At 59.9% G+C, this 12,373-nt stretch carries 11 protein-coding genes, 1 tRNA gene and 3 pseudogenes; 2 read left to right on the top strand and 13 right to left on the bottom strand.

The genetic code is table 11. The features are described 5' to 3' along the window. Positions 1 to 87: 87 nt before the first annotated feature. Positions 88 to 1,089 carry a hypothetical protein gene (locus tag L0H65_RS06290; protein WP_301457982.1) on the bottom strand — a complete coding sequence of 334 codons (1,002 nt, stop codon included), beginning with the start codon at positions 1,087 to 1,089 and terminating at the stop codon, positions 88 to 90. A gap of 266 nt (positions 1,090 to 1,355) precedes the next feature. Then, positions 1,356 to 1,432 (bottom strand) — tRNA-Ile (locus L0H65_RS06285). 160 nt (positions 1,433 to 1,592) lie between these two features. On the opposite strand from L0H65_RS06285, the gene L0H65_RS06280 reads away from it, so the two are divergent. Continuing rightward, the gene (locus L0H65_RS06280; RefSeq protein WP_301457981.1) at positions 1,593 to 2,543 is read left to right on the top strand and encodes a FliM/FliN family flagellar motor switch protein; all 951 of its coding nucleotides are present in this window, start codon (positions 1,593 to 1,595) and stop codon (positions 2,541 to 2,543) included. Between the two features lie 254 nt (positions 2,544 to 2,797). On the opposite strand, the gene acuI is transcribed toward L0H65_RS06280, so the two are convergent. From acuI to L0H65_RS06250, 6 genes and pseudogenes are all read right to left on the bottom strand, one after another. Next, positions 2,798 to 3,787 carry an acryloyl-CoA reductase gene (gene acuI, locus L0H65_RS06275; RefSeq protein WP_301457980.1) on the bottom strand — a complete coding sequence of 330 codons (990 nt, stop codon included), beginning with the start codon at positions 3,785 to 3,787 and terminating at the stop codon, positions 2,798 to 2,800. Between the two features lie 66 nt (positions 3,788 to 3,853). Further along, positions 3,854 to 4,039: pseudogene (locus L0H65_RS06270) on the bottom strand (hypothetical protein); the annotation flags it as partial. Next, positions 4,036 to 4,395, bottom strand: coding sequence for a hypothetical protein (locus tag L0H65_RS06265; protein WP_301457979.1), 360 nt, complete (start codon positions 4,393 to 4,395; stop codon positions 4,036 to 4,038). The gene L0H65_RS06265 and the pseudogene L0H65_RS06270, both read right to left, overlap by 4 nt. Before the next feature lie 360 nt (positions 4,396 to 4,755). After that, a complete protein-coding gene (locus tag L0H65_RS06260) occupies positions 4,756 to 6,297 on the bottom strand; it encodes a phospholipase D family protein (protein ID WP_301457978.1) in 1,542 nt (513 codons plus the stop codon). 43 nt (positions 6,298 to 6,340) lie between these two features. Beyond that, positions 6,341 to 6,430: pseudogene (locus L0H65_RS06255) on the bottom strand (phosphodiesterase); the annotation flags it as partial. Positions 6,431 to 6,626: 196 nt separating this feature from the next. Continuing rightward, entirely contained in the window at positions 6,627 to 6,824 is a 198-nt protein-coding gene (locus L0H65_RS06250) for a TauD/TfdA family dioxygenase (RefSeq protein WP_301457977.1), read from the bottom strand. A 533-nt stretch (positions 6,825 to 7,357) separates the two neighbouring features. Between L0H65_RS06250 and L0H65_RS19790 the strand changes: the two are divergent. Continuing rightward, positions 7,358 to 7,573, top strand: a pseudogene (locus tag L0H65_RS19790) (LysR family transcriptional regulator); the annotation flags it as partial. A gap of 18 nt (positions 7,574 to 7,591) precedes the next feature. On the opposite strand, the gene L0H65_RS06245 reads toward L0H65_RS19790, so the two are convergent. From L0H65_RS06245 to phnA, 5 genes are all read right to left on the bottom strand, one after another. Next, entirely contained in the window at positions 7,592 to 7,744 is a 153-nt protein-coding gene (locus L0H65_RS06245; protein WP_301457976.1) for a hypothetical protein, read from the bottom strand. Then, positions 7,738 to 7,932: a hypothetical protein gene (locus tag L0H65_RS06240; protein ID WP_301457975.1), complete on the bottom strand. Its 195-nt coding sequence runs from the start codon at positions 7,930 to 7,932 to the stop codon at positions 7,738 to 7,740. Before L0H65_RS06240 ends, L0H65_RS06245 begins: the two co-directional genes overlap by 7 nt. 133 nt (positions 7,933 to 8,065) lie before the next feature. Continuing rightward, positions 8,066 to 9,412: an aspartate aminotransferase family protein gene (locus L0H65_RS06235; RefSeq protein ID WP_301457983.1), complete on the bottom strand. Its 1,347-nt coding sequence runs from the start codon at positions 9,410 to 9,412 to the stop codon at positions 8,066 to 8,068. A gap of 43 nt (positions 9,413 to 9,455) precedes the next feature. Continuing rightward, positions 9,456 to 10,907 carry a phosphonoacetaldehyde dehydrogenase gene (gene phnY / locus L0H65_RS06230; RefSeq protein ID WP_301457974.1) on the bottom strand — a complete coding sequence of 484 codons (1,452 nt, stop codon included), beginning with the start codon at positions 10,905 to 10,907 and terminating at the stop codon, positions 9,456 to 9,458. 15 nt (positions 10,908 to 10,922) lie between these two features. Then, complete coding sequence (gene phnA, locus L0H65_RS06225) at positions 10,923 to 12,167, bottom strand: phosphonoacetate hydrolase (protein WP_301457973.1); 1,245 nt, start codon at positions 12,165 to 12,167, stop codon at positions 10,923 to 10,925. Between the last annotated feature and the right edge of the window lie 206 nt (positions 12,168 to 12,373).

Genomic DNA, 12,373 nt, shown 5'->3' with positions numbered 1-12,373 from the left:
GGAGTGCCCCAACCGCGCTCTTTGGCGGCCGCACCCCCCGATGGTGATACGCCAACACCCGATGGCGCTGCTCCGTTAGCCCATGGCTCAGTCACTTTTTGCCTCCTTTGCGGCCTTTTCGTCACCCTTTCCGTCACCGGTTTCGGCCTGATTTTCCACCATTCGCAGGTGCTGGATGGCAGCGCGCCTTCCAGCGCCATCCTCCCCAACCCATGTTGGCCGGTCCACCAGACGGCGCTCAACCTGAAAACCACGTGCTTTGTTTCCACGCCTCTCTGACAGTCCGTAGCGCCACGCGCTCTCACGGATTGCCTTGGTAAGGCTATGCACTGACCACTTTGCGTTATAGCCGTTGCAGTCTGCCCAATAGTTGAACTTTTCTAGCAACGCCTTATTGCTTAGGAATGCGCCCGGAGCCCACTCATTTCTGTCCTGCACATTGCGCTGCGCCTCCATCAGAAATTGGAGCACGATATCCTCTTCCTCGAAGTACACTCGCGTCGCGTCGGTGACAGACTGAGGAATTCTCAGACCCTTCACGCCGCCACCATCTGCCAGAAATTTACGCGCGCCATCAATCGCCCAACGTAGAATTTCAGGCCCTTCCGCCGCGATCAGGTTGGCTGCCAGATTTGGGTTTTGCTCACCCTCGATCAAGTCACCCCCGTGCTCGCCGAGTACGGTATCGTTACCCGAACCAGCGTTGATCGTATCGTCGCCCGCGCCACCGCTGATCCAATCGTCGCCGTCGCCGCCTTCGATCAGGTTATACCCGGCCTGGCCTTCGATGATATCATTCCCTGCGCCGCCCGAAATGGTATCATAACCATCACCCCCGCTCAGGTAATCCGCACCGTCGCCGCCACCGATCTCGTCATCGCCTGCGATCCCCGTGAGGCTGTCATCCTTGGTGCCACCCCCGCGCATGATCGCCCCGCCGCCTGAGTCAATCTTCATCCCGGCGCCATCGCTATCGCCAGCGACCACGTCAACCTGTTCGGTGATCCGCGCCGATGCGGGAGACACATCAGAGTAAGGGCCGAAAGCAGCGGTGCGCTGTTTGCCTTCAAACCTATATTCATGCGCCACAGCTTTGAGCCGGTTTTGGAGACTTGCAGGAACAAACCGCGCGCGTCCGATCACTTCTGGACTTTTTCGGCATGTCTGGCGGCACGGCACTGGGCATCTGTGGGAGGCATGACGGCGACTCATTTTGTTGGTATCGCTGTAATGAGACCAACAAATCAAACCAACAAAAGCTGAGACCCATGGAGGCGCATGAAATGGCGAAAAGCAGATAACCCTCTGATTTTCCGTGGATTATCTTCAATCTTAAACGCATGGAGGCGAAATTTTGGTAGGCCCGGAGGGACTCGAACCCCCAACCAAGGCGTTATGAGCGCCCTGCTCTGACCAATTGAGCTACAGGCCCGGAAGGGGCGGCCGACGTGACCGCCCGTAAGGTTTCGCTTTGCTATGCGGATCACACCTTCGGGTCAAGTGACCTTCGATGCGCACGCGGTCTTTAACCAATAGGAAACACTTTCATGCCACACAATACGGGCAGAGTGGCAGCGCCATCGGGGGGCAGATTGGAACAGAACGGGATCAGACGGAAGATCACCCATGCGCGGAATGCTGTTGCGACAGTCCCGGTGAAAGGGGCAGCGAAGGCGTGGAAACTTGCGCTGGCACGGGCGGCGCGCGACACCATCGGGCTGGAGGTCGATCTGACCGATTTGCAACAGGATCGCCGCGCGCTTGCCGAACTATTGGACCTGCCGCCAGAACGGGCCTTGGTGCTGATGCTGGCAGGCCCCAAGGAGGGGCTGGGGCTGATGATTTTCGGGCCCGAAATTCTCGCGGGGATCGTGGAAATGCAGATGATGGGACGGGTCAGCATGACACCGCCCATTGTTCGCCGACCGACCCGAACCGATGCGGCCATGGTCTCCACCCTGATCGACCGCGCCTTGAGCGGGCTGGAGCAGGAGCTGGAGCGCGATGCCGACCTGGTCTGGACAAGTGGCTTTCGCTACGCTTCATTTCTGGAAGATGCGCGTCCGCTCTCCCTGCTGCTTGAAGATGTCAATTACCAGGTACTGCGCGCCGAATTGGCGCTGGCCGGTGGGGCGAAATCCGGCCTTTTACTGTTGGCGTTACCGGCGGATGGGCGCGGAAGACCGCCTCAAGTCAGTGATGCCACGCCAATCCGCGCCGCGGAACTGGTTTTCGCCGCCGCTTTGGGGGAGCAGGTGATGTCGGCGAATGCCGAACTGGTGGCGGTTCTGGCGCATCTGAAACTACCGATCGACGCGGTTCTGCAACTGAAGACTGGGGATATCCTGCCCCTGACAAATGCGGGATTGGATCAGATCAACCTTGAAGGATTGGATGGAACGCGCCTGAGCGGCGGAAAACTCGGGCAGAACCGGGGCATGCGCGCAATACGAATGATGGAAACCGCCCCTGCCGCGCGGATCGCGGCACCCAAACCCGTCAAGAAACAGCACCTTGCACAGCCGCTCCCGAAGGTGGGATGATGAGATCCGTCGAGCAACGGCAATTCCGGCTTTCCGTGGTGTCCTTCCTGCTCTCGCATCTGGCGCTCGCTTTGTCGCGCGTTGCTGAACGACTGTTCATGCCTTACGCAGCCGAACCTGCACGAGATTGGCGCGCCCATCATCGCTGTGGTTCGCAACCTGCGTTGCGTTTGTCGAGGAAGGTCGCACGAAAAGGGTGCCCGCCGACCGGAGGGGGCGGCCACGCGCCGCAGCAGATGCAACGCCGCTGCGCGTCAGTCGTTCACATCCACCACGATCCTACCCTGCACCCGACCTTGCAGAATTTCCGCCCCAAGCCTTGGCACATCGGCAAGGCGCGCAGGATGTATCATCGCCTCCAGCTTTTCCATCGGCAGATCCCGCGCAAGCCGCTCCCACGCCCGCACCCGGTCCTCGTAAGGCCGCATCACGCTGTCGATACCCAGAAGGTTGACGCCGCGCAACAAGAACGGAATCACCGTCGCGGGCAGCGCAGTCCCACCTGCCAGCCCGACCGCCGCGACGGAACAGCCGTATTTCATCTGTCCCAGAACCCGCGCCAGCATCGCGCCTCCGACCGCATCGACACAACCGGCCCAAACCTCTCCCTCCAACGGGCGCTTGCTGGTCTCTGCCAGTTCGGCTCGCGGGACAATCGCGGTTGCACCCAGAGATTTCAGGTAATCCGTCGTTTCGGGACGCCCGGTGACCGCCGCCACCTCATGGCCCAGATGTGCCAGAATTGCGGTGGCAACCGATCCGACCCCCCCGGCGGCACCGGTAACAAGCACCGGGCCACGGCCAGGCTTCAACCCATGATCCTCCAGCCCCATCACTGCCAGCATCGCGGTGAAGCCGGCGGTCCCCACCGCCATTGCCTGCCGCGTGGTCAAGCCATCGGGCAAAGGCACCAGCCAATCGGCCCGGACCCGCGCCTTTTGGGCATAACCGCCCCAATGCGCCTCCCCCACGCGCCATCCGGTCAGCACCACCTTGTCGCCCGGCGCATAACGCGGGTCCGACGACGCCTCCACCACACCGGCAAAATCAATGCCCGGCACATGGGGATAGCTGCGCACCAAGCCGCCCCCCGGACCGATGCACAGCCCGTCCTTGTAATTCACCGTCGAATATTCGACAGCAACCGTCACGTCCGCTGCGGGCAATTGATCCAGCCCGATCCGCTTTATTGCAGCATGGGTTTTGCCTTCGCTGTCTTTCTCGACGATCAAAGCGTTGAACATGATGACCTCTCCGTCAAATCGCGTCTTCATCTTGCAGCGTGGCAGGGTTGGTGGCCGCTGGCAATGTCAGCGCGACCTATGCCAGTCAATCGGGCAAACCTCGGCCGAGCGGCCATCGAACCCCCAGAGTCGACCAAAGGCGCGCACCCGGCCCTTACCCGCCTGCGCAAGCGTCACATCTGCACCCATCCAGTATTCGGCATTTGTGACAACCACTTCGGCATCCGAATCTTTGCCGGAAACCGGCGTCATCGCAACAACAGACAAGACACGCCGCTCCACGTCCCAAACCCATCTGAACGGCATGCGCTGTGCCGGACCGCCAGCATTCCATGAAAAACGTCAGCGGCATGCGAAATTTCGCAGCGCAAGGTGGATGTGAGTTTCGGCAACATCATCGCCAGCGTCATCAATCCCCACGTCGCAACCAGCGGCAAAAACGCCGCCTGCCCTGCCGTCCGGCAGAGCGAGACCCAGAAATCGCCAAGCATAGCGCCAAACTGCCCCAGCGGGCTTTGTGTGATCATCGCGAAAATGCCGAACCATGCCAGGGCAGCGCCGATCAGCAGCGGTTTGTCCGACGTAGGAATATCGCTGCGACAGGTCATCCGCACCTTTCCTTCGGGGTGATTTGTGCCGCAACGCGCGCGGCATTCGGTCTGATGCTTGAATTTCCAACAGTAAGGAACTTTCAACTTTTGACAGCATCTTTCGCTGCGGATTGCCCGACTGCGCCGGGATGCGGGGTCGGTTCCATGCAACGTGATCAGGGAGGCAACGATGTCGCAAAGTGTGACCCGGTTGTTACGCAACGAATTTGGGGGGCGACTCTCGCGGTCGTTGCAAAGCGGGTGGAGCCAACAAGCAAGGTCCGACAGATACTGTCCCAATTGACGAAAAACGGACACAACAACCGCCTGCGCCGATCAAGGCGCAGGATCACCAACCAAGCCCGAACCTCACATGCGCTAAAGCAACCATTCTACAGGCAAGCACCCGACAACCAGCAAGGCCAGACGTTTGACGGCGGTGGAGCCCGGTTCCTTGTCGGTCTCATCGCCCGTCAATGGATCAATCCAGACCAGTTTGCCGCCACGCAATTCGACCTGCCAAGCCTGCCCGTTGAAGCTGTTTTCAAACACCGATTGCAGCCGGCGGGCCAACTCCGGACTGTCGATCAGCAACCCCATTTCGGTATTGAGCATGGTGGATCGTGGATCAAAATTGAACGACCCGACAAAGATGCGCTCGGCGTCCACGGCAAAGGTCTTGGCATGCAGGCTCGCCCCGGAGGAGCCGAAACGCCGCACCTTGCCCTTTCCCGTTGGCTGCCCCGGCTGCTTGCGCAGTTCATAAAGTTCCACCCCGCCACGCAGCAACGCTTTACGCCGCTTGGTATAGCCGGAATGCACTGCCACCACATCGGTTGCTTCCAGCGAGTTGGTCAGAAACCGCAGCTTGACACCGCGCTTCTCCAATTTGGTGAAGGCCTTTACCCCCGCTCTCCCTGGGACGAAATATGGCGATACGCCGTCAAAGGTTGCACGCACCGTCCCCACGGCTTTCAGCAGGCGGCTGGCGAGCAGATCCTCTCTCGGCACGGCCCCTTCGCCTTTTACCGGGTCGTCATTCACAAGGATTGCCTTGCTCCATTCCAGCGGCAGGGCGGCGTTGATCAGGTCGGAGACGAAAGCACTTTCTTCGAGAACCTCCTTGTAGTCCTTGAGTTGCGGATCGTCGCGATACCGCGAAAGCCCATCGGCAATCCGGTCAGCGCCCGAAGCACCGCCGACGATCAAACCTGCCGCGCAAACCGAAGGCGCTGCCCAATACCGATCAAAATCCTGCGCCACCTCGGCCACGATACCGCGGAGCGCCAGAACATCGATATCCACGAAATGCGGGTTGTTGCCGGTGCCGAAATATTCGTCGCCGATATTGCGCCCGCCCATGATGGTCGTGTGCCCGTCGACGGTGAAGGATTTATTGTGCATCCGGCGATTGAGGCGGAAAAAGTCAAAGGCGTAGGACAGCAATTTTGCGCGCCGCAGATTGAACGGGTTGTAAAGCCGCACTTCGATATTTCGATGGGCTGAAAGCTGTGCCAGCTCCCCGTCAAGCCCGTTGGTGCCGTTGTCATCCAGCAAAAGCCGGACGCGCACACCCCGATCCGCTGCGCGTTCCAGTGCATCAAACAGCAGATATCCGGTCAGATCGCGACGCCAGATGTAATATTGCGCATCAATCGACGAAACTGCGAGGTCGGTCAGGATGATCCGCGCGGCGAATGCTCCTTCCCCGTCCTCCAGCGGCAGGATGCCAGTCAATCCGGCTGTCCCCGGCGGCTGCCGCGCGATCGCATCGGCCAATGGGCCATGCTTTGACGGTGGCAGCGAAAGCGTGTCCTTGCGGTTTCGCATGACAGGCACCGGAAACAGCGCACGCAACGCGGTGATCACGACCGCCGCGGCAAGAATCAGCCCGATGATGAATTTCAGCAAAAAATACATGGCTTCCTTCTCGCGCTTGCGTCGCAGATCGTCAACTTTCCAACAAGCGTTTGAAATACTCCGGTTTGGTCGCACAAAGATAGCGTTTCGCCGCGACGTGATAGCGCAAGCAACCGGTAACCAACGTGGGGAAATTATCGCGGCGGCAGCGCGGTGGTTGAAACGGATCGCAATCAACTCACAATCCGGCGCAAGTTCGATCATCGGGCGGCGCGATTGCATCCGTACCCCGACCTCCCGCGGCATATTTAAAGCGCGCGCAATATTCTGTCAGCAAGGCAAAGCGTTCGCGGCTCTCATCGCGCAACCGACGGGCGCAGGCAAAGCCATCAACAACCAAGTTCCCCCCCGGCAACCGGGGATTCGACACAATAGAGCACCTGCACCGTCGGTGCCGGATCGCGATACGGGTTTTCGGTATGGGCTTGCAACCCAAGTCCGGTATAGGCGAGATTGGTCGGGTTCACGTCTGTCCGAACCTCAAACTTGCGACCGCAATTGGTCTCGCGGACGATCCGCCACCTCAAACGACGCCCGATCGCGCATCGGGCCTTCCGTCACCTTGCGATAGCCATAGCGCACGACCTGCGCCAGCCATTGACGCTTCGCCGAAGCGTCGGCCCGTCGTCAGGGCGGGATCGCCACGGGAACCGCACCCATCAAGCCCGCGTCCCACAATTCCACCCGCGGCGCGATCCACCTCGGTGCCTTGTCGGCGTCGAGATCGTATCCTTGTTCAGAGGATGGTTGAACATCGCAACATATACTGTTGTTTTATAGTAATGAATCAAATCGTACATTCTCACGACCCGCCTGCGCATCCAACATGTGAACATCCGCCGGAATATCCCGGAGGGCAATCGGACGCTAACCGTTTCCCGGCGCGCCGCATCCCAGGCATTGTCGCGCAGCCATACGGCGTGAGAACGCGTAGACGAATGACGCGCCACAGTCAAAGTCAGGGCATGTCCGTCATGGCTCAACTTCCCTTCGGTCATCTTCGCCCTCAGATGAATTCCTATGCCAATTTGATGTTTTTTACCATTACGCCAACCTAACAATAATCCATCGAGCCGTCGGTTTCCTTCTGCCTGAAAACGTACACACACTCGAATGGGTCCGCCCATTCGAGGCTGCGGGCCTACGGCGCAGTTTCATCGCCGCAGCGCAGGAAATCAGCGTGACGCAAGGCGCGATCAGCCAGCGCATCGCCTATCTGGAACAGCATCACGGCACCTGTCTGTTTGTGCGCCGCGCACGCGGTGTCGCGCAGACGGAGGAGGGTGAGACATGGCTACCGCAGCTTGCGCCGCAAGGGTGCAACCGTCTTGACATAAACCACCAGCGTAAAAGTCAGCACCGCCGCCACGCCGCCGATCATCCCCAGACGCAGCGTCTTGGACGCAAACCAGCCGAGATTGCGTCTCCGGTTCAGGGAAATCAGCAACGCACAGGCGCTTCACACACGAACAGCCACCCGATATAGCCGGTCGGCGTTGTCGCCGCGCGGATGCCGATGCGATTGGCCACCGAAGAGCTGCCGATGCAAACGCCTAGCAGCAGCGCGATCAAATCGTCGCGCGCGGCGCGGCGCCAGCTTGCCGGATCAGGGATCGGCGACAGGCCGATCAGCACCACCCTTACCACGGCGTGAACGAAAATTACCGCACCCAGAACCCCGGCGCGCGATCCAGAACCCCTTTCAACAGGGCGCTCCAGCCTGCATGCAGCAGCGCCGACAACAGCACGATGCCAAGGACGTTTGGGCTCATCCCTCCGTCAGAACAGCGGTTTCAACAATGCTCAACGCGCGGTCCAGATCGGCTTGCGCAATGGTCAGTGGTGGCGACAGCGTCAACACCGACCCCGCGCTGATCTTGAACGAAAGTCCGGCTGCGAGACAGCGGTAGTAAATCCGTTCGGCGCGCGCAACATCCGTCTGTTTGCTCGCGCGATCCGCGACGATTTCCACGCCGAACAGCAACCCCCGGCCCCGGACATCGCCGACAAACGGGCTGCGCTGTGCGAACGCCTGCAACCGGGCCAGCGCCTCGGCACCCAGCCGCGCGCTGCGGTCCACCAACCCTTCATCCTCGATGATCTGCAACGTGGTCAATGCTGCGCGGGCGGTCACCGGGTTCTTCTCATGCGTGTAGTGGCCAATCGCAAAATCACCGCATACATCGAGGTCGCTCCGGGCGATCACCGCAGCAATCGGCAACACGCCGCCGCCGAGCGACTTTCCCAGCGTCACAATATCGGGGATCACGCCGTCATGCTCAAAGCCGAACATCCGCCCGGTCTTGCCCAGACCGGTCGGGATTTCATCCATGATCAGCAACGCGCCATGGCGGTTGCAGGCCGCGCGCACTGCTTGCCAGAACCCCGGCGGCGGCACCACCGGCACCGCGCGCATTGGCTCGGCGATCACTGCCGCCACATCGCCTTCCCGACCCAGAACGTAACTCACCATCCCGGCGCAGGCGAGGCCGCACACCTGCGGCCCGGCATGATTATAGGGGCAACGATAGCAGTTGAACGGGGCCACATGCTCGGTCCCTGTCATCAAAGGCCCGGCGATATGACTGCGGAAGGTCGCCTCACCGCCAACAGATGCAGCGCCAAAGCCCGCGCCGTGGAACGCATCCCAAAAGCTGATGGTCTTGAATCGCCCGGTCGCCGCGCGGGCGATTTTCAACGCAACCTCATTGGCATCCGAGCCTCCGGTGGTAAACAGAACCTTGTTCAACTCCCCCGGCGCAATTGCTGCCAGTTTCTCGGCCAGGTCCACCGCGACATCATTGGTAAAGCGGCGCGGCGCGAAAGGCAGCGTGTCCAGTTGCGCCTTGATCGCGGCAATCAGGCGGGGGTGGCCATAGCCGATGTGATGCGCCGAATTGCCGTGAAAATCCATGTAGCGGCGCCCGGCCGTATCCTCGATCCAGATGCCTTCGGCCTTCGCTATCGTCGATACGCAAGGGCTCGACAGCGATTGATGCAGGAAAGCAGCCGCGTCCCGCGCCAACAGATCGCGCGTGGCCCTGTCCGGGTGCTGCGCCGCCCATTCCTGCCGCGCGGCCGAGTGGTTCGACTCACCTTCGGTATGGGAGATCATCACGCGCCGCTCCTTTGATTTTTCAACGAAAAATCGTCGTCCTTCAGCCCGGCCACGGCAGGGAATATGTCTTCACATTGGTAAAGAACTTCATCGCCTCCACCACGCCTTCCTTCACGGCATTGCCGCTATCCTTGATGCCACCGAAAGGTGACATTTCGATACGGTAGCCCGGCTGTTCCCAGATGTTGCAGGTTCCGACATCCAGCCCGTTGATATAGGCAATCGCGCGGTGCAGGTCATTGGTGCAGACGCCAGACGATAGGCCAAACGGGGTGGAGTTCGAAATTTTCATCACCGCCAGATCATCATCCGGCACCCGCACAATCGGGATGATCGGGCCGAAGGTTTCCTCCATCACCAATTCACTGTCATGCGGCACATGATCGACCACGATGGGCGGCAACAACGCGCCTTTGCGGCCGGGATGATAGAGGATCTTCGCGCCTTGTGCCTCGGCCATGAACACCCGTTTTTCGAACAACTCGGCCGCTGCCGCATGGATTACACAGCCAAGCTCGGTGGCAGGGTCTTGCGGGTTGCCAAATTTGATCGCCTTTGCCTTGGCCAACACCATCGGCACGAACTTCTCCGCCACCGATTCCTGCACCAAAATCCGCTTGATCGCAGTGCAGCGTTGGCCGGAATTGCCCGTGGCCCCCGCCACCGCAATCACCGCTGCCTTGTCCAGATCGGCATCCGACAGATCATTGCAGACGATCAGCGGGTCATTGCCGCCGAGTTCCAGCGCCTGCCGCTTGTACCCCGCTTTCGACGCGATCAGCTTGCCGACCGGCACGCCTCCGGTAAAGGTGATGATGTCGATATTGGGGTTCACCATCATTTCTTCGCCGATATCCTTCGGCCAACCCGTGACGATCTGGAACATTTCCGGCGGCAAGCCAGCCTCATACAGAATGTCGGCCAGCGCAATCGCGGTCAGCGGGGTCAGTTCCGTCGGCTTGCACACCATGCAATTGTTGGTCGCAATCGATGGCGCGATTTTGTGGCTGACCATGTTCAACGGGTGGTTGAACGGGGTGATTGCGGAAATGGCGCGCACCGGTTCGCGCTTGGTAAAGATTTTACGTTCCTTGCCATTATGGGTCAGATCGCAGGAGAAAATCTCCCCATCGTCAATCAGCGCCTGTTGTGAAGCGAATTGATAGACATCCTGCGCCCGCTTGGTCTCATACAGTGCGTGCTGGTGACAGATGCCAAGCTCCAGCACCAGCCATTTCGCCAGATAGTCCCGCCGTTCCCCGATCAGCACGCCTGCGCGTTGCAAAATCTGGCTGCGCTGATAGCGGCTGAGTGTTGGCTTGTAATTCGCTGCAATCTCAAACGCACGCTTGGCGTGTTCGGCGGTGCCCGCAGGGACGGTGCCGACCACCTCATCGGTGTAGGGGTAATGCACCTCGATCACATCGTCGGTAAAGACAATCTCTCCGCCGATCCGCATCCCTTCATGGCGCGGCTCAAATTTTTGGGTCATGGTTTTGCGCTCCGATCATAATGCCGCTGCGGTGGTGGCATAGTAGAAGGCATCAAAATTGCGCAGCACCGGTTTGCTTGGCAGGTCAATCACGCGGTTCACGATGAACGGCACCACCTGTTCGGTCAACCCGCCGTGGCTGCGCAAGGGTTCATTCAGCGCCGCCAGATCATGGCGATGCGCGGAGGTGCCGATGGTCATATTCTCAGTCGAAATCATCACGATATCGCCGATTCGGTCGGCAGGGAGTTCAAAGCGTCTCACCGCTTCGGCCTTGTCCATCACGTCCAAAAGTTCCGGTTTCGCTGCAAGGCGCGCGATGATCCCCGCGACATCCGCGCCTTTCGGCAAATAAGCCGTGGCAAAACCACCAAGCGCACCGTGATGCACGACGTAAGGGTCCGTGATCGGCAGAATGACGCGGGCGGCTTCCTTGCCCAGCCAGTCATCGAGCAAATCCTGCACATAGATCACTTTCGGGTCGCCGGCCTCGTCGTGTTTCGGCTTCATCCCGTGGTCAGCGGTGACAACGATGGCGGCGCCCATTTCATCCAACTGCTTCAGATACTTGTCGAACATCTTGTAAAAACTCTGTGCCTCCGGCTGATGCGGGGCGTATTTGTGCTGCACATAATCAGTGGTGGTCAGATACATTACATCGGGTTTCCATTCCGCCAAAAGCTTGACGCCAGCCGCAAACACAAATTCCGACAGTTCCGCCGAATAGACCTCTGGCTGCGCCATGCCGAGCCATGTGCTCGCCGCCTTCTGCCCATGTTCAGCAACGGTCGAGGTATCGGATTTCTCGGCCGAAAAGCATTTCGCGCGGTCGTCGTCAAACTTCAGCCCGGCCCCCAGAAGCGCGCGCAGCTTGTCTTTCGCGGTGACAATCGCCACCCGCGCGCCCGCGTCATAGAACCGCGAAAATACCGTTGGCGCACGCAGGAATCGGACATCGTTCATCATCACTTCGGTCCCGGTTTCGGGGTCGTAGAGATAATTGCCGCAAATCCCGTGAATGATGGGGGGGCGGCCCGTCGCAATCGACAGGTTGTTCGGGTTGGTAAAGGACGGGATCACCGAATGCGCCAAACGGTCGGTCCCGGTCGCGCGCATCCGCTTCAAGGTCGGCATCAGGCCCGCCGCAATGGCTTGCGTCAAATATTCCGGCTCACAGCCGTCAAGGCAAATCGCAATCGCCGGTACTTTCGGCCAAGGGTACTCGCGGTCATTGGCGATGACGGGGGCGTGTTGGGTCATGGTCGGTCCTTTATTCTTCAATATCCGGTCGTTACGCAGCGAGCTTTGCACGTTCAGCAAGGGCGGCGGCAGGCGGCGCGGCAGAGGTCACACCCATTTCAACAAGCGATTCAGCGGCGGCTTTTACCACGCGGGTCATGACTGCATCATCCATCCGCCCAATGCAGCCGACGCGAAAGCTGTCCACCACGGTCAGCTTGCCCGGA

Source organism: Pseudorhodobacter sp., from assembly GCF_030452865.1.
GTDB lineage: Bacteria > Pseudomonadota > Alphaproteobacteria > Rhodobacterales > Rhodobacteraceae > Pseudorhodobacter.
Note: the sequence above shows the minus strand (reverse complement) of the source record. Positions and strands in the feature narration are given on the sequence as shown.

What these genes read in the sequence shown, in the direction of transcription:
- acuI (WP_301457980.1), bottom strand. Translation starts at nt 3,787, where the DNA reads ATGTTCAACGCTTTGATCGTCGAGAAAGACAGCGAAGGCAAAACCCAT.
- L0H65_RS06265 (WP_301457979.1), bottom strand. Translation starts at nt 4,395, where the DNA reads ATGACCTGTCGCAGCGATATTCCTACGTCGGACAAACCGCTGCTGATC.
- L0H65_RS06260 (WP_301457978.1), bottom strand. Translation starts at nt 6,297, where the DNA reads ATGTATTTTTTGCTGAAATTCATCATCGGGCTGATTCTTGCCGCGGCG.
- L0H65_RS06235 (WP_301457983.1), bottom strand. Translation starts at nt 9,412, where the DNA reads ATGATCTCCCATACCGAAGGTGAGTCGAACCACTCGGCCGCGCGGCAG.
- phnY (WP_301457974.1), bottom strand. Translation starts at nt 10,907, where the DNA reads ATGACCCAAAAATTTGAGCCGCGCCATGAAGGGATGCGGATCGGCGGA.
- phnA (WP_301457973.1), bottom strand. Translation starts at nt 12,167, where the DNA reads ATGACCCAACACGCCCCCGTCATCGCCAATGACCGCGAGTACCCTTGG.